Source organism: Pantoea sp. Z09, from assembly GCF_022394795.1.
Taxonomy (GTDB): Bacteria; Pseudomonadota; Gammaproteobacteria; order Enterobacterales; family Enterobacteriaceae; genus Pantoea; species Pantoea latae.
Map to the genome: position 1 here is coordinate 18820 of NZ_CP092373.1, position 15915 is coordinate 34734.

Sequence of the window (15915 nt, forward strand, 5' to 3'; positions counted from 1 at the left end):
AACTCGTCAATAATGGCGCCAGGCTTAACGATTTTAAGCTGTCGGCCAAATTTAATCAGGCCATCTCTGTCTGGAAAGCTTTTGCTCTTGGCGAAGAGGACGCGAGAGCGCCTGTAAATCAGTCATCATCAAATAGCCCGTTTAGCTCGTCTAACTGCGGCATGGTTAACGACTGAACGGTTAACATCAAATCGAGCGCGGTCAGATAGAGCGTCAATGCTTTCAGAGAACCGGTATAAACGCCGTTTTCAATCGCGGAGATTACGCTGCGGTGTACGCCAGCGCGTTCAGCAGCCGCCTGCTGCGTCCATGAACGGGCCTTGCGCCTTTCCAGACATTTCAGGCCGATAGCCTGCATACCGATAAGCATAGCGCCTCGTTTGTTATTATATAATGACAAAGCAATATTTATAGCCAATTTGTCATTATATGCCGACAATTTCAAGCGGCAGATTGCGCAGGCGAGCCGGCCAGGCCGGCGCGCATTCAGGCCACCGGCTTACAGCTGCTCGGCAAACGCCTTTTCCACCTCTTGCGCCAGAATCTGCACCGCGCGCTCGATATTCTCGGCGTCCGGCACATAGTTCATGCGCATGCACTGATGGGTGTGCGGCCACGCCTGCTCCAGACCGGGGAAGAAAAAGTGGCCTGGCACCATCAATACGCCGCGCGCCTTCAGGCGCTGATAGAGCGCTTCGGTGCTGATCGGCAGATCGCGGAACCACAGCCAGAGAAAAATCGCCCCTTCCGGCTTGTGGATCAGGCAGCGATCTTCCGGCAGATAGCGGCGAAGAATCGCAATCGTCTCAGTGACTTTCGCCTGATAGAACGGCTTGATCACCTCTTCCGACAGCCGCAGCAGGTCGCCGCGCTGGATCATTTCGGCGGCGATGGCGGGACCGATGCTGCCAGGCGCCAGGCTGATAATGCCGTTCATATTACTGATGGCGCCGATGGTCTTCTCGTCGGCGACGATAATGCCGCAGCGCGCGCCGGGCAGGCCGAGCTTTGACAGGCTCATGCAGAGAATAATATTCGGGTTCCACAGCGGGCGCGCGTCGCTGAAGATAATGCCGGGAAAGGGCACGCCGTAGGCGTTGTCGATCAGCAGCGGCACGTCATGCTGCTGCGCCAGCGCGTCGAGCTGCATCAGCTCGTCGTCGGTCACCACGTTGCCGGTCGGGTTGGTGGGGCGCGAAACGCAGATCAGGCCGATATCGTCATGCATCGGCAGGTGATCGAAATCGACGTGATATTTAAACTGGCCTTCCGGCAGCAGCTCAATGTTGGGCTTCGCTGAAACGAACAGCCCTTCGTCCAGTCCGGCGTCGGCGTAGCCCAAATATTCCGGCGCCAGCGGAAAGAGCACGCGCTTTTTGCTGCCGTCGGTGCGGCGGCCGGCGAACAGATTAAACAGGTAGAAAAAGGCGCTCTGGCTGCCGTTGGTCAGGGCGATGTTGTTTGCCGTCACCGGCCAGCCCAGTTCGCTGCTGAGCAGCGTCGCCAGCGCGTTGAGCAGCGTCGCTTTACCGCGCGGACCGTCATAGTTGCAGAGCGCTTCGCTCAGCTTGCCTTCGTCATGCATCTGCTGCAGCAGCTGCTGAAAATAATCATTCATCGCCGGGATCTGCGCCGGATTGCCGCCGCCGAGCATAATGGTGCCGGGCGTGCGCAGGCCTGCGCCCATATCTTCCATCAGACGTGAGATGCCGGTGTGCTGGGTAAACTTGTCGCCGAACTGAGAAAAAGACATATAAAAGTTAAAAACGTGTGACGAATGGGGGATCAACGATAACGCCCGCCAGCGGCGGGCGCAATGGGAAGGGCGGATTACTTGAGAATGTCGGGGTTAACGCAGTTCTTTTCCACCTTACCCTCTAGCGCGGCGATCAGATTCTCTACCGCATCCTGCGCCATGCCGTAGCGCGTCTCATGAGTAGCGGAACCGATATGCGGCAGCGCCACCACGTTCGGCAGCGAGAAAAGCGGCGACGCGGTCAGCGGCTCCTGTTCGAACACGTCGAGGCCCGCCGCGTGAAGGGTGCCCGCTTTCAGCGCGGCGATCAGTGCCTCTTCGTCCACCACCGGACCGCGCCCGGCGTTGATCAGAATGGCGCTCGGCTTCATCAGCTTCAGCTGCGCCGCGCCGATCATATGGTGCGTCTGCTCGGTCAGCGGCAGGCTGATGCAGACGAAATCGCTCTCTTTCAGCAGCGTCTCCAGATCGCAGCGCTGCGCGCCGAAGCGCGACTGCGCCTCTTCATGCTCGCGACGCGCGTTATAGAGCACCTTCATACCGAAGCCCAGATGGGCGCGCTGCGCCAGCGCCATGCCGATGCGGCCCATGCCGAGAATGCCCAGCGTTTTGTGATGCACGTCGATGCCGAACTTGTCCGGCCCGATGCTCTTGTTCCACTGGCCCGCTTTCACCCAGGCGTCCAGCTCGGTCACGCGGCGCGCGCTGCTCAGCACCAGCGCCATCATAGTATCCGCCACCGTTTCGGTCAGCACCGTCGGGGTATGCATCAGCAGCACATGACGCTGATTGAGCGCCTCGACGTCGAAATTGTCGTAACCCACCGACACGGTGGAGCAGGCGCGCAGCTTGGGCATCTTCGCCAGCAGCTCGCCGTCGACCTTGCCGCCGGAGCCGATCAGCCCCTCGGCCTGCGCCAGCGCGTCAGCGTGCTGCTGCTGGCTTTCCGGCGACAGGTCTTTGATCTCGGTTACGCTGAAGTGGGCGTCGAGCCGGGCGCGCAGATCGTCCGGCAGGTTTTTATACAGAATCACGGATGGTTTCATCGTTCGCTCCCTGTAAAACGTGTGACGGGCGACACACAGGTCGCCCGGAGAAGAAGAGGGTCAGCGCTTACGCTTTCAGGCGTGTTTCGCGCCGTGCAGCGGCGGCGTTTTGTTTTCGGCCGGCTTGACGATCAACGTCAGCCATACCGAAACCAGCAGCGCGGCGCCCATAAAGATATAGGAGGCCGACGGACTGCCCGTCGCTCCATTAAGATAGCCGACAATCCAGGAACCGACGAACGAACCCAGCGCGCCCATGCTGTTGATCAGCGCCATCGCGCCGCCGGAAACGTTGCGTGGCAGCATCTCCGGGATGATGGCAAAGAAGGGACCATAGGGCGCATACATCGCGCCGCCTGCGATCACCAGCAGCGCATAGGAGAGCCAGAAGTTGTCGGAACCCACCAGATAGGAGCCGAGGAACGCCAGCGCGCCAATCAGCAGCAGCGGCCAGACGAAGAGCTTACGGTTCTGCATTTTATCCGACGCCCAGGAGACGACGATCATCGCGATGGTTGCCGCCAGATAAGGCACCGCCGACAGCCAGCCCGCTTCTACCATGCCCATCTGCGTGCCGTTGCGCAGAATCGACGGCAGCCACAGCACAAAACCGTACACGCCGATGCTCCAGGCGAAATATTGCATGCAGAGCAGGATCACGTTGCGGTTGCGGAACGCTTCGCTGTAGTTGCGCACCGCCTTGATGTTCTCCTGCTCTTTTTTCAGCTGCGCGGCCAGCGCGGCTTTCTCTTCGGTGCTCATCCAGCGCGACTGCTCCGGCTTATCCTGCACCATAAACCACCAGGCGACGGCCCAGATCACCGCCGGGATGCCCTCGAAGATAAACATTTCGCGCCAGCCGAAGGCGTCGATCAGATAGCCCGACACCACCGACATCCACAGCACCGTCACCGGGTTGCCGAGGATTAAAAAGGTATTGGCGCGCGAGCGCTCCGATTTGGTGAACCAGTTGCTGATGTAGATCAGCATCGCCGGCATCACCGCCGCTTCCACCACGCCAAGGGCGAAGCGGATCGCCGCCAGCATCGGGATATTGCTCACCACGCCGGTGAGCGAGGCGCAGACGCCCCACAGCACCAGGCACCAGAAAATCAGTTTTTTTACGCTGCGGCGTTCGGCGTAGACCGCGCCGGGGATCTGGAAAAAGAAGTAGCCGAGAAAAAAGAGCGCGCCCAGCAGCGAGGACATGCCTTTGGTGATGCCGAGGTCGTCATTGATGCCCGCGGCAGAGGCGAAGCTAAAGTTTGCGCGATCCAGATAGGCCAGGCTGTAGGTGATAAACACGATGGGCATGATATACCACCAGCGTTTCGGCGCGATTGTCTGCGTTTTCATGCGGTTCTCCTCTGATAGTGCGGATGCAGGCTAGAAATCGCCTAACTCGCTGCGTGTCGGCAGCCCTTCGCTGTCGCCGATCACCTGGATCGCCAGCGAACCGATTCTGTTGCCGCGCTTAATCGCCTGCGGCAGCGTTTTACCTTCCAGCAGCGCGCTGATCACGCCGACGGCAAAGCCGTCGCCCGCGCCGACCGTGTCCACCACGTTCTCGACGCGGATCGCCTCGACCTGACCCTGTTCGCCCTGCGCGGTTTTATACCAGGCGCCGTCGCAGCCGGTTTTGATCACCACCGCTTTCACCCCTTTATCGAGGTAGAAATCGGCGATCGCTTCCGGCTGGCGATAGCCGGTCAGGATATAGCCCTCTTTTTCGCCCGGCAGCACCCAGTCGGCGTAGCCCGCCAGATGGTTAAGCTGCTGGCGCATCTCCTCTTCGCTGCGCCACAGCACCGGCCGCAAATTGGGATCGAAAGAGATAGTTTTGCCGCGCGCGCGCATCTCCTGCGCGCTGTGCTTCAGCAACGCCAGCGAACTGTCGGAGAGCGCGGCCGCGACGCCGCTCAGGTGCAGATGGCGCGCGGCGCCGAAGTAGTCGCTGTTGAAATCGTCGACGGAAAGATGGCTGGCGGCGGAGCCTTTACGGAAATACTCCACCAGCGGATCGGAGCCGTCGTCGACTTTGGATTTCAGCTGAAAGCCGGTGGGATAGCGCGCATCTTGCGTCACCTGACGATGATCGACGCCTTCGCTCTCCAGCACCTGACAAATAAAGCGGCCGAAGCTGTCGTCGCCGACGCGGCTGACCCAGCCGACGTTCAGACCAAGGCGCGCCAGCCCGATGGCGACGTTAAGCTCCGCGCCCGCCGCGCGCTTGATAAAGGTTTCCGCGGCGGCGAGATCGCCGGTTTCCCGCGCCACAAACATCGCCATCGCCTCGCCGATGGTGACGACGTCGAGCGTGCCGTTAGCCAGAGTAGTCATCTTCTCTCCTTACAGAGTGCGCAGCAGCGACACGTAGTGGCGGGTGACCGCCAGCAAATCCTCGCCTTCCAGCGGGAATTCAATGCCGCGCGGCGCGTCGTCCGGCAGCTGGCGCAGCAGCTGGCGCCAGTCCGCTTTCGCCTCGTCCAGCGCCACCGCGCGATAGCTGTCGCCATGCGGCTCGGCGGCCTTGACGTGAATATAACGCACGAAGCGGCCAAGCTGCGTCGCCGCCGTCTGCGCGTTCTCCTGCGTCCAGAGCCAGTTGCCCATATCGAAGGTCATCACCACCGGCAGGTTCGCCTGCTCCGCCGCCTGGAAAAACTGCAGCGAAGGGGCGAGCTTGCCGTTGGCGGTTTGATCGTTTTCCACCGCCAGCTCAACCGGGTAGCGTTCGCTGAGCGCGCGCAGATCCGCGTCGTGCAGCTCGCCGCTGAATCCGCCCAGCGCCAGCTTGAGGCGCTGCGCATTCAACTGTTGAGCCTCTTTAAGGTAGTTCTCCAGCTGCGGATTTAACGCGCCGTCGTCACAAAACAGCGTGTCGGGCACCGAGTAGCTGGCGCGCAGCTGATGCTGTTCAATCGCCTGCGCCAGCGCGGGCAGGTCGGCGAGCGTCGCCGCGTCGAACAGCTCGCGGCGGATTTCGACGCCGTCGGCGCCGGCCTGCTGGATCAGCGGCAGCAGCGCCTGCTGGCCGCCCAGCGCGGCGACCTGGTGCTGTCCGTAAGCGGCGGTCACCACGATAATTTCAGCGTTCATCGTCCCTCCTGAAAGGCGCATTAAGCAAAATTCACAGGGAAAACGTTAATTGGAACCGGTTCCAAAGCAAAGAGGCAGAGGCTGAAACTATGATCGTGCTCACGAAGCGAGCACGAGAGAAGGGGGAAGAGAGAGGATCAGGGCAGAGGCTGGCTGGAGCCGCGCACCACCAGCTCGCCGGAGAAAACCTGTTCGCCGAGCGGCCCGGCGCTGCCTTCGATACGGGCGATCAGCCGCTCCAGCGCCGCGTAGCCAATTTGCCAGGTCGGCTGGCGCAGCGTGGTGATGCCGACGCCGGCCAGCGCGGCCCATTCCAGCTCGTCGAAGCCGAGCAGGCCGATATTTTCGCCCCAGCGCAGCCCGACGCGCTGCATGGCGCGCGCCACCTGCAGCGTCATCGCGCCGTTCGCCACCATCACCGCCGCGCGCTTGCCCTTGTGGCGTCGCGCGTAGTCGAGCAGCAGCTTATCCAGCGCCGCAGGCTGATGCAGCGGCACCTCGGCATTCTCATGGATAACATCCGGTCTGTCGGCAAGCCGTTGGCGAAACGCCTGCAGGCGCTCGCGGCGCGTGTTGACGCTGCCCAGCGGCTCGCTTAAGAACAGCAGCGCCTGATAGCGGTTATCCAGCAGATGCTGCGTGGCGATCGTCGCAGCTTCCGCGTTGTTCAACCCGACCACGTCGCAGGCGAAATCGGGTATTTTGCGGTCGATCAGCACCATCGGCAGCAGCGACTGCTGCAGGCGGTTCAGCGCCTCTTCGCGCATGCCGACGGCGTTGACCACCACGCCCTCAACCTGATAGCTGCTCAGCAGCTGAAGATAGTGCTGCTCCAGGTCCACCTCATTGTTGGTGTTGCACATCAGCAGCGTGAAGCCGCGCTCGCGACAGGCGGCTTCGATACCGCACATCACATCTACCGAATAGGGGTTGGTGATGTCGGCGATAATTAACCCGATCAGGCGTGTGCGGCCGCGCTTCAGTCCGCGCGCCATCTGGCTGGGACGATAGTCCAGCTCAGCGATCGCCTGTTCGATACGGGCTTTCAGATCGGCGGAAAGAAGATGCTGCTCGCCGTTGAGATAGCGAGACACGCTGGTTTTACCGGTTCGCGCGCTGCGAGCGACATCGCTAATGGTGGCGCGAGGCGGTCTGTTCTTCATGTCGGGTCCTGTAGAAAGAGAAACAGGCAGAGACTAGCACAGCCGACGCGCGTCGCAAAAAAGGTGTGCCTCAGTGCGGCGCGCTATCCAGCCAGGGCTGACGCAGCAGCTGCAGCTGCTCTGGCGGCGCGCCGTTAAGCATCTGCACCAGCAGGTCAGCGAGCTGATCGCCGGTTTCACGCTCCGAAGCCTGACGAATGGCGATCACCGGCGCCTCGACGATCGCCTCGCGCGGCAGGCCCTCCCAGGCATAGAGGCGCAGCGCCTGCGGACCGGTAAGACGCTTCGCCTGCTGCGCCGCCAGCGCCGCACCTTCCGCCAGCGCGCTGCTGTCGGTGATAATCGCCTGCAGCGAAGGATCCTGCGCCAGCCAGAGCGCGCTCTGCTGATAGCCGGCGCGGCGCGACGGCGGCACGGCGACGAGATGAGCTGGCACGACGGCGCCCATGGCGTCGAGAAAACCCTGGCGGCGATCGCGCACAAAGGTGGTCTCTTCATCGCTGCCGAGCCAGGCGATGCGCGTCACTCCCTGCTGCAGGCAGGCTTCCACCGCCAGGCGCGAGCCGTGGTAATGGTCGACGTCGAGCCAGGCGTAGGGCTGCGGCAGGTCGCTGCGGCCGAGGGTGATAAAGCGGAAATTTTTTTGCTGCAGGCTCAGCAGGCGCGCGTCCTGCGGCGCGGTATGCGTCACGATCAGCGCGTCCAGCACCCGGCTGCGCAGCAGCCGCGTCAGGGTGCGCGGCCCGTCGTGCGGCTTGTCGGCCAGCAGCAGCAGGTCGATCTCCTGCTGCGCAAGGCGCTGATCGAGCGTCAGCAGCATCTCGCTAAAGCGGCAGTCGCTGACAGGCGAAGTGGTAACGGGAAACACCAGGCCGACCGCATTGGCGCGACCGGTTTTCAGACGGCGGGCAGCGGCGTTGGGACGATAGCCGCGGCGCTGCGCCTCTTCTTCGACGCGCTTGCGCGTCTCTTCCGCCACGTCTTCATAGCCGTTTAACGCCCGGCTAACCGTGGTGACGGACAACCCTAATACGCTGGCAATGGCCTTAAGTGACATGCTGGACGACTCGCTGAACACGTTTTTTTCACGCTAACATAAAGCCTGTTTTGGCTCTACAGATTGCGTTCCGTGTAGGGAAAATTTGTCGAAACAGGCGCGTAAAAATGTCAAAAAACGCCCCTTTCAGGGCGTTTCCGATCAGTTTATCGGGCTGAGGGTAATCTCTACGCGGCGATTCTGCGCCTTGCCCGCTTCCGTGCTGTTGGTGGCGACCGGGTTATCTGGGCCCAGACCCTGGGTGCGCAGGCGATCTGCCGCGACACCCTGGGTGATCAGCGCGCTGGCGACGCTCTCCGCACGCTGCTGCGACAGACGCATATTCAGCGCGCGCGAGCCGGTGCTGTCGGTGTAGCCCACCACGTTTACCGCAGTTTTTGGATACTCTTTCAGCACCATGGCGACGCCGGTCAGGGTATTGGCACCCGCGGCTTTCAGGCTGCTGCTGCTGGAGTCGAAGGTGACGTTATTGGGCATATTCAGCACGATATTGTCGCCCTGACGCGTCACGCTGACGCCGGTGCCGCGCATTTTTTCGCGCAGTTTCGCTTCCTGCACGTCCATGTAGTAGCCGATGCCGCCGCCCAGCGCCGCGCCGGAGGCCGCGCCGATCAGCGCACCTTTGCCGCGATCTTTCTTCGAGGAGGAGAGAACGCCGACGCCGGCGCCCATCAGCGCGCCAAGACCGGCGCCGATGCCGGATTTGCCGGCCTGTGATTCGTTGGTATAGGGGTTAACGGTGCAACCAGACAGCGCAAGGCTGCCGCTCAGTAACAGGCAAAGCGTAAATGTTTTTTTATACATGCTCATTCCCTCAATCAAACAAGACGTAACGTCTTAAAGCGGCGGAATTATGCCGCTTTAAACAGGAGAAAGGGTGAGGGAAACTCTTATTTTGTCGGCGTTGCGCCTAAAAGGTTGTCAGGATGACAAAAACAGTCGGTCTGATGATCGCAGATCAGGCCACAGGCCTGCATAAAGGAGTAGCAAATTGTCGGTCCGACGAATTTAAAACCACGCTGCTTTAAAGCCTTCGACAGCGCTATTGCCTGTTCCGAGGTGGTTGGTGCCTCTTTATAATGAGCAAAGTGGTGTACAAGCGGCTGGTTATCAACAAAACTCCACACGAAGCGCGCAAAATCCTCGCCTTTCGCCTCCATTGCCAGATAAGCGCGCGCGTTGCCGATAATGGCGGCCAGTTTGCCGCGATGGCGTATCAGGCCGCTATCCTGCATCAGACGCGCCAGGTCCTCGTCATCCATTAAACCGACCTTCTGGGGATCGAATCCGTGAAAGGCGCGACGATAGTTTTCGCGCTTTTTCAGCACGGTAATCCAGGAGAGTCCCGCCTGCTGGCCTTCCAGGCAGAGCATCTCAAACAGCGCCTGGTTGTGGGTTTGCGCAATCCCCCACTCGCGATCGTGATAGGCCATATAAAGCGCATCCTGGGTAACCCAGCCGCATCGTTGCATGTTCTATATCCTTATAAAGAAAAAATGTTGGCGAGGCTTGATCTTACGTATAGTCGGTTAATAGTTAAACAGCAGGCGTGATAAAACAGCCTGTTCCTTACGCCGCTTTACTCTCTTCAGCCTTGTCGGGAGTTTTCATGTCGCAGAAAAGTCAGTGTGCCCGCCAGCGCCTTACCACGCTGGCGCTGCGTAGTGCGTTGCTTTTTTGCTTTGCAGCGCCCCTGTTCGCCTGGAGCGGTACGACGCTGTCATCAGTGGATGACGGCGCGCGCGATCGTCCCGATTACGACACCATCCTTGCGGAAAAAATTTCCCGAAATCGCCTGGTGTTCGGCGACGACGCGCAGGTTAGCCTGCTGGACGCGGCGCTGAACTCGCCGACGGCGCTTACGCTGCGCGTCGAGCCGGTGCCGACCGGCTCGCGCTACAGCGCCGGCTGGGCGATGCCGCTGGGCGGGCCGCTGACCACCGGGCCGGTGGCGCAGTACGCTCCAGCGCTGGCGCCGCCTGAGTGCGCGCAGTGCGACTTCAGCCGCGACGGCGTCGCGACGCTGGGCTGGCGCGTCGACTCACGGCTGGGCTGGATCGCGCCCTACGCGCAGCTTAGCTACAGCTATCTGCCGGGCGATAGCCTGACCGGCGAGTCGCGCGACCGGCCGCTGGATGACGCGGCAGTGCGCGAATCAGGCTGGGTCGATCTCAGCGTCGGGGCGCATATACCCTTGAATCAGTATGTTGCGGCGTTCGCGGCCTTTTCGCAAAACGACGCGCTCAATAACGGCGAGCAGTTTATTTACAGCCTCGGCGTGAGCGCCAGTTTTTAACACGGGGCATAAAATGAGAAAGGGCGGGTAAGTTACGCCATATAATAAGCGCGCTAATCATAATAGTGGTAATAATATGCGCGAACAATTTTTAATCCTCGGCCGTGAATGCGCGGCTTTTTTATTTGCAACACTGTTCCTCGTCGCCATGATGTCGGCTATCTATATCGACGTTAACTGGATGAACGACGCCATGCATGAAACCTCGCTGACGGAGACGCTGCAGGAGGTGATGCTCGCCTCGGTCGCGGTGATGTTTTTCCTGTCGTCGCGTCGTCGCGCGGCCCAGCGCGGCGCGCTGATCCTGATCGGCGGCTTCTACAGCTGCATGCTGATCCGCGAGCTGGACTTCGTCTTTGACGTCGTCGAGCACGGCAGCTGGGTCTGGTTCGCGCTGGCAACAGCCGCCGCCAGCCTGGCGCTGGCGCTGCGCGCGCCGCGCGGCACGCTGGAGGGGCTGGTGGCGTTTGTCACCCACCGCAGCTGGCTGATGACCGCCAGCGGCCTGCTGATCGTGCTGGTGTTCTCTCGCCTGTTCGGCATGCACCAGCTGTGGCAGCACCTGATGCTGGACGGCTATAACCGCGTGGTAAAAAACATCGCGGAAGAGGGCACCGAGCTGCTGGGCTACAGCATCTGCTGGCTCGCCTCGGTGCGCTATCTGTGGCAAACGCGTCCGGCGCGCGCCGCCGCTACCGCCGCCAAGCCGATCGCCCATTCTCTTGCCGCCGAACCTGCGTCATACTCCTCGTAAGCTCCGCCTTTTTTGGCGCGTCCGGGCGTTAAAAAAGGTACAATAGAGACTTGTGCGCCGGTGCTCTGCCGGCGCAACGTGCAGGTCAACGTCAGGTTTCATCATGTCAGTCAAAATTCTTACTTCTACGCTTATTGGTCTGGATGCCTTTCGTCAGGATCCGCGTCAGGCGCTGCAACAGGCGGAAAACGGCACGCTGGCGGTGCTCGATAACTACGCGCCGGTGCTCTACGCCGTGACGCCCGAGCGGCTGGCGCATCTGCTGGCGCTGGAGGCGGCGACGCAGCACCGCAGCGACGTGACGCTGGACGACAGTCTGTATGACGACCTGCCCGCCGCGCTGCCAACGCCGGCGGGAAAATTCGCCATGTATGCAGGCTGGCAGCCCGACGCCGATTTCCAGCGTCAGGCCGCTATCTGGGGCGTGGCGCTGAGCGAGCCGGTCACGCCCGCCGAGCTGGCCGCCTTTGTCGCCTACTGGCAGGCGGAAGGCCGCCTGTTTCATCACGTGCAGTGGCAGCAGAAGCTGGCGCGCAGCGTGCAGATGAACCGCGCCGCCAGCGGCGGCCAGCCGAAACGCGACATCACGCAAATCAGCAATACTGATTACAACATTCCCGATGGGTTTCGAGGTGAGTAATGAAAACGCCGACCGATCTGTTCAGCCGTCTGAAAAAAATGATGCCCGCCAACGTCCAGCCGAAATTCACCAGCGGTGAAGAGCTGCTGGCGTGGAATCAGGAGCAGGGCCGCCTGCGATCGGAGTCCATCGTGCGTGAAAACCGCGCCATGAAAATGCAGCGCGTGATGGGGCGATCCGGCATTCGCGAGCTGCATATGAACTGCTCGTTCGACAACTATCGCGTCGAGAATGAGGGTCAGCGCAGGGCGTTGACCATGGCGCGCCAGTACGCCAACGATTTTGAGGGCAGCATCGCCAGCTTCGTCTTTTCCGGCCGTCCCGGCACCGGCAAAAACCATCTGGCGGCGGCTATCGGCAACGATCTGATCCTGCGCGGCAAAAGCGTGCTGATCGTCACCGTGGCGGATTTAATGTCCAGCATGAAGGGCACCTTCAGCGGCGGCAGCGACATTACCGAAGAGCGCCTGCTGCACGATCTCAGCACCGTCGATCTGCTGGTGATTGACGAGATCGGCATGCAGAGCGAATCGCGCTATGAAAAGGTGATCATCAACCAGATCGTCGACCGCCGCTCCTCGTCGAAACGCCCGACCGGGATGCTCTCTAACCTCGATCCCGCCGGCATGAATACGCTGCTGGGTGAGCGCGTGATGGATCGTATGCGCCTCGGCAACAGCATGTGGGTGCGCTTCGACTGGGAAAGCTACCGCAGCCGCGTGCGCGGCGACGAGTACTAACGCGCGCGTTCTGCTGCAAAAAACCGGGGGCGCCCCGGTTTTTTTACGCCTTTTTCCACCCTCTGCAACTTGTGTGAAACAGCGCGCAAAAGTGCCAGATAAGGCGCTCTCTGACGCTGTTACACTGAAGTGATGTTGCCTGTCAGAGGAGCGCATAAAATATGGGTAAAGGTCCTGCACTACTCAGACTCAACAATCAAAAGCGCGTGATGACGCAGCTACGTCGCCTGCGCGTCACGTCGCGTCAGGATTTAGCCCACCTGTTGTCGCTCAGCAAAAATACGGTGTCGCTGATCGTCGACGAACTGCTGGAGAAGGCGCTGGTGCAGGAGCTGGGTCCGGTCAGCGTCACCGCCGCCGGACGGCCGAAGATTGAGATCGCCCTGCTGCCGGAAAAGCTGAAAAGCGCCGGCGTAATGGTGGAGCGCAACGCGATTTACTGGCGCGTCTGCGACTACTTTTCACAGGTGATGGTGGAGCAGACGCGCCGCGTCGACACCAGCAACCCGAAAAAGCTGCTGGATGAGGTGGCGAACCTGTGCGGCGAGCTGGCGCAGAAGCACCCGCAGCTGCTGGGTATCGGGCTGGGCTTTCCCGGCATCGTCGATCCCGATCGCGGCTGGATGCACCTGTCGACCCATCTCGGCTGGCAGGATGTCGATCTGCTGACGCCGGTCAGGCAAAAAGTCGCGGTGCCGCTGCGCGTGATGAATAACGTCAAGGCGTCGGCGCTGCTGGCGGTGCAGCAGCTGGGGCTGAAAACCGAGTGCAGCCACTTTTATCTGCGTATCGCCGAGGGCGTAGGCGGCGCGCTGGTGCAGCAGGGCGAAGTGGTGACCGGCCACAGCTGGACGGCGGGCGAAGTAGGGCATATCAACGTGCAGCCGGATGGCCCGCGCTGTCGCTGCGGACGTCAGGGATGCGCCGAAGCGCTGATCAGCAAACCGGCTATCGCGCAGCAGCTGGCGCAGCGCCGTCCCGGCCTGAGCTGGCAGACGCGCGACGAGGCGCCGAAGGTCGTCGATGAGGTGATGCAGCAGGCGGGCGGCTTTCTCGCCAGAGCCATCGGCGAGGTGATTTTATTGCTCAATCCCGCCAGCGTAATTATCGACGCGCCCTGGAATCTGCATCCGCTGTTTTGCGACACGGTGCGTAAACGCATCGCGGCCGGCACGCCAGCCTTCACCTTTCAAAACACGGCGCTGCATTTTTTACAGACGCGCCTCGATCCGGCGGTAGGGCTGTCGCTGGCGGTGATAGAGCAGTTTGAACAACGTCAGGGATAAAGAGATGAGGTTTTAAGGCCGACGGCTCAAGAGCGCAATAAGCGGATGACGTGGAGCGAAGAGCAAAGCGTCCCGCGACAGGACAAAAACGCCGGGAGCGTTTTTGAACAACGCAACGCGTTGGCCCGTTTACGGGCGCACCTCAGGGATGAGGTGCGTATCTGCGCGGGCCGAGCGGTCAGGGATGACGAACAGCGACTTTGCGATCGATTCACGTCATCCGCGTCTGCTGCTGAATGACAGGCTCAGGCAGAGCCTTCGCCCTGCCTGTTACAAAGGTTACTGCGCGGTCGCTACCGGCGTGGCCGCCTGGTCGCGGGTGGCCGCTGGCGTCAGCGGCGTATAGTCGAGCTGCAGCACGCGGCTGGTTTCCGACAGCTCTTTCTCTGTTGCCGCCACGTCGCCGTTCAGCTTCTGGCCATAAGAGGGGATCATCTCTTTCAGCTTGCTCTGCCAGGCGTCGGACGCGACTTTGTCCTTAAAGACTTTTTGCATCAGCGTCAGCATGATCGGCGCGGCGGTTGAGGCGCCCGGCGACGCGCCCAGCAGCGCGGCGATAGAGCCATCTTTAGAGGCGACCACTTCGGTGCCGAGACGCAGCACGCCGCCTTTCTCCGCATCTTTCTTGATGATCTGCACGCGCTGGCCCGCAATCGCCAGACGCCAGTCTTCTTTCTTCGCGTCCGGGAAGTACTCTTTCAGCGCGGCGAAGCGGTCGTCGTCCGACAGCATCAGCTGGCCAATCAGGTATTTCACCAGATCGAAGTTATCCAGACCCACATGCACCATCGGCATAAAGTTGGAGGTGGTGGTAGCGCCGAACATATCCCACAGCGAACCGTTTTTCAGGTACTTGGTGGAGAACGTCGCGAAAGGTCCAAACAGCAGCACGCGCTTGCCGTCCAGCATACGGGTATCCAGGTGCGGCACCGACATCGGCGGCGCGCCGACAGAGGCTTTGCCGTACACCTTCGCCAGGTGACGCTGCACCACGGCCGGGTTGTCGGTGACGAGGAACTCGCCACCCACCGGGAAGCCCGCATAGTTATCCGCTTCCGGGATGCCCGACTTCTGCAGCAGCGGCAGCGCCGCGCCGCCTGCGCCGATAAACACGAACTTCGCGTGCACCACGTGCTCGGCGTTATTGTTGTGCAGATCGGCGACGGTCACGTTCCAGCCGCCGTCGTCGGCGCGCTTGATATCGCGCACTTCATGGCCGGTTTCCAGCGAGAAGCGATCGCTTTTCTGCAGCGACGCCACCAGCTGACGCGTGATTTCGCCGAAGTTGACGTCGGTGCCGATCGGAATGCGCGTGGCCGCCACTTTCTGTTTCGCATCACGGCCTTCCATAACCAGCGGGATCCACTTCTCGATCTGCGCGTGGTCTTCTGAATATTCCATGCCGCGGAACAGCGTGCTTTTCTGCAGCGCTTCGTAGCGCTTGTGCAGGAAGTTGACGTTGTCGTCGCCCCAGACAAAGCTCATATGCGGCGTGCTGTTAATAAAGCTTTTCGGGTTGGTCAGGACGCCGCGATTGACCTGATAGGTCCAGAACTGGCGGGAAATCTGAAAAGATTCGTTAATTTCGACGGCTTTGCTGATATCGATGCTGCCGTCATCTTTTTCCGGCGTGTAGTTCATTTCCGCCAGCGCAGAGTGGCCGGTGCCGGCGTTATTCCAGCCGTTAGAGCTTTCTTCAGCGACTTTATCGAGACGCTCAACCATCTCAATATTCCACTGCGGCTCCAGCTCCTGCAAATAGGTTCCCAGGGTGGCACTCATTACGCCGCCGCCAATAAGCATGACGTCGACGTTTTTCTGCTCGTCGGCCCAGGCCGCGTGTTGCGCGACCAGCAGCGGCGCGCAGAGAGCCAGAAGTTGTACAATTTTACGCATGAAACACTTCTCCAACGGCTATCGGTGATAACCGGCCAGTGACACCGCGCGCCTTCTGCGGAAGCGCTGCGATCTCCATCAAAAATTCAACTCACATCCAACACGATTGGGTCATGTGTTAAGTTACAGTTAAAAGCGCGGCGGAATATAACATTCGCACCACATGTTTTAAAAAGAATTAC

At 60.8% G+C, this 15915-nt stretch carries 16 protein-coding genes; 5 read left to right on the top strand and 11 right to left on the bottom strand.

The genetic code is table 11. The features are described from left to right. Window positions 1-118: 118 nt before the first annotated feature. The 10 genes from MC269_RS00085 to MC269_RS00130 all read right to left on the bottom strand — a co-directional run bounded on the left by MC269_RS00085 (window position 119) and on the right by MC269_RS00130 (window position 9593). Complete coding sequence (locus tag MC269_RS00085; protein ID WP_239953305.1) at window positions 119-418, bottom strand: helix-turn-helix domain-containing protein; 300 nt, start codon at window positions 416-418, stop codon at window positions 119-121. Between the two features lie 81 nt (window positions 419-499). Further along, window positions 500-1753 (bottom strand): valine--pyruvate transaminase, encoded by a 1254-nt coding sequence (locus MC269_RS00090; protein WP_239953306.1) that lies wholly within the window; start codon window positions 1751-1753, stop codon window positions 500-502. 77 nt (window positions 1754-1830) lie between these two features. Continuing rightward, window positions 1831-2802, bottom strand: coding sequence for a glyoxylate/hydroxypyruvate reductase GhrB (gene ghrB, locus MC269_RS00095; protein ID WP_239953307.1), 972 nt, complete (start codon window positions 2800-2802; stop codon window positions 1831-1833). Between the two features lie 75 nt (window positions 2803-2877). After that, window positions 2878-4158 (bottom strand): MFS transporter, encoded by a 1281-nt coding sequence (locus MC269_RS00100; RefSeq protein ID WP_081140566.1) that lies wholly within the window; start codon window positions 4156-4158, stop codon window positions 2878-2880. 30 nt (window positions 4159-4188) lie between these two features. Continuing rightward, complete coding sequence (locus MC269_RS00105; protein WP_239953308.1) at window positions 4189-5142, bottom strand: sugar kinase; 954 nt, start codon at window positions 5140-5142, stop codon at window positions 4189-4191. Window positions 5143-5151: 9 nt separating this feature from the next. After that, window positions 5152-5901, bottom strand: coding sequence for a sugar phosphate isomerase/epimerase (locus tag MC269_RS00110; RefSeq protein ID WP_239953309.1), 750 nt, complete (start codon window positions 5899-5901; stop codon window positions 5152-5154). A gap of 137 nt (window positions 5902-6038) precedes the next feature. Further along, complete coding sequence (locus MC269_RS00115; RefSeq protein ID WP_239953310.1) at window positions 6039-7064, bottom strand: LacI family DNA-binding transcriptional regulator; 1026 nt, start codon at window positions 7062-7064, stop codon at window positions 6039-6041. Between the two features lie 70 nt (window positions 7065-7134). After that, window positions 7135-8121: a LacI family DNA-binding transcriptional regulator gene (locus MC269_RS00120; protein ID WP_239953311.1), complete on the bottom strand. Its 987-nt coding sequence runs from the start codon at window positions 8119-8121 to the stop codon at window positions 7135-7137. A 141-nt stretch (window positions 8122-8262) separates the two neighbouring features. Then, complete coding sequence (locus MC269_RS00125) at window positions 8263-8925, bottom strand: OmpA family lipoprotein (protein ID WP_081140571.1); 663 nt, start codon at window positions 8923-8925, stop codon at window positions 8263-8265. 86 nt (window positions 8926-9011) lie between these two features. Further along, the gene (locus tag MC269_RS00130) at window positions 9012-9593 is read right to left on the bottom strand and encodes a DNA-3-methyladenine glycosylase I (protein WP_239953312.1); all 582 of its coding nucleotides are present in this window, start codon (window positions 9591-9593) and stop codon (window positions 9012-9014) included. Window positions 9594-9730: 137 nt separating this feature from the next. On the opposite strand from MC269_RS00130, the gene MC269_RS00135 reads away from it, so the two are divergent. From MC269_RS00135 to MC269_RS00155, 5 genes are all read left to right on the top strand, one after another. Beyond that, complete coding sequence (locus tag MC269_RS00135) at window positions 9731-10417, top strand: autotransporter (protein WP_239953313.1); 687 nt, start codon at window positions 9731-9733, stop codon at window positions 10415-10417. Between the two features lie 76 nt (window positions 10418-10493). Beyond that, window positions 10494-11171, top strand: a complete 678-nt coding sequence (locus MC269_RS00140; protein ID WP_239953314.1) for a hypothetical protein — start codon at window positions 10494-10496, stop codon at window positions 11169-11171. Between the two features lie 103 nt (window positions 11172-11274). Beyond that, window positions 11275-11811 carry a primosomal protein DnaT gene (gene dnaT, locus MC269_RS00145; RefSeq protein WP_081140575.1) on the top strand — a complete coding sequence of 179 codons (537 nt, stop codon included), beginning with the start codon at window positions 11275-11277 and terminating at the stop codon, window positions 11809-11811. Continuing rightward, window positions 11811-12551 carry a DNA replication protein DnaC gene (gene dnaC, locus MC269_RS00150; RefSeq protein ID WP_081140576.1) on the top strand — a complete coding sequence of 247 codons (741 nt, stop codon included), beginning with the start codon at window positions 11811-11813 and terminating at the stop codon, window positions 12549-12551. Before dnaT ends, dnaC begins: the two co-directional genes overlap by 1 nt. A 209-nt stretch (window positions 12552-12760) precedes the next feature. Next, a complete protein-coding gene (locus MC269_RS00155) occupies window positions 12761-13837 on the top strand; it encodes an ROK family protein (protein WP_239953315.1) in 1077 nt (358 codons plus the stop codon). 279 nt (window positions 13838-14116) lie between these two features. On the opposite strand, the gene MC269_RS00160 is transcribed toward MC269_RS00155, so the two are convergent. Next, window positions 14117-15733, bottom strand: coding sequence for a malate:quinone oxidoreductase (locus tag MC269_RS00160; protein ID WP_081140578.1), 1617 nt, complete (start codon window positions 15731-15733; stop codon window positions 14117-14119). Window positions 15734-15915: the final 182 nt, after the last annotated feature.

What these genes read in the sequence shown, in the direction of transcription:
- MC269_RS00090 (WP_239953306.1), bottom strand. Translation starts at nt 1,753, where the DNA reads ATGTCTTTTTCTCAGTTCGGCGACAAGTTTACCCAGCACACCGGCATC.
- ghrB (WP_239953307.1), bottom strand. Translation starts at nt 2,802, where the DNA reads ATGAAACCATCCGTGATTCTGTATAAAAACCTGCCGGACGATCTGCGC.
- MC269_RS00100 (WP_081140566.1), bottom strand. Translation starts at nt 4,158, where the DNA reads ATGAAAACGCAGACAATCGCGCCGAAACGCTGGTGGTATATCATGCCC.
- MC269_RS00105 (WP_239953308.1), bottom strand. Translation starts at nt 5,142, where the DNA reads ATGACTACTCTGGCTAACGGCACGCTCGACGTCGTCACCATCGGCGAG.
- MC269_RS00110 (WP_239953309.1), bottom strand. Translation starts at nt 5,901, where the DNA reads ATGAACGCTGAAATTATCGTGGTGACCGCCGCTTACGGACAGCACCAG.
- MC269_RS00115 (WP_239953310.1), bottom strand. Translation starts at nt 7,064, where the DNA reads ATGAAGAACAGACCGCCTCGCGCCACCATTAGCGATGTCGCTCGCAGC.
- MC269_RS00120 (WP_239953311.1), bottom strand. Translation starts at nt 8,121, where the DNA reads ATGTCACTTAAGGCCATTGCCAGCGTATTAGGGTTGTCCGTCACCACG.
- MC269_RS00125 (WP_081140571.1), bottom strand. Translation starts at nt 8,925, where the DNA reads ATGTATAAAAAAACATTTACGCTTTGCCTGTTACTGAGCGGCAGCCTT.
- MC269_RS00130 (WP_239953312.1), bottom strand. Translation starts at nt 9,593, where the DNA reads ATGCAACGATGCGGCTGGGTTACCCAGGATGCGCTTTATATGGCCTAT.
- MC269_RS00135 (WP_239953313.1), top strand. Translation starts at nt 9,731, where the DNA reads ATGTCGCAGAAAAGTCAGTGTGCCCGCCAGCGCCTTACCACGCTGGCG.
- MC269_RS00140 (WP_239953314.1), top strand. Translation starts at nt 10,494, where the DNA reads ATGCGCGAACAATTTTTAATCCTCGGCCGTGAATGCGCGGCTTTTTTA.
- dnaT (WP_081140575.1), top strand. Translation starts at nt 11,275, where the DNA reads ATGTCAGTCAAAATTCTTACTTCTACGCTTATTGGTCTGGATGCCTTT.
- dnaC (WP_081140576.1), top strand. Translation starts at nt 11,811, where the DNA reads ATGAAAACGCCGACCGATCTGTTCAGCCGTCTGAAAAAAATGATGCCC.
- MC269_RS00155 (WP_239953315.1), top strand. Translation starts at nt 12,761, where the DNA reads ATGACGCAGCTACGTCGCCTGCGCGTCACGTCGCGTCAGGATTTAGCC.
- MC269_RS00160 (WP_081140578.1), bottom strand. Translation starts at nt 15,733, where the DNA reads ATGCGTAAAATTGTACAACTTCTGGCTCTCTGCGCGCCGCTGCTGGTC.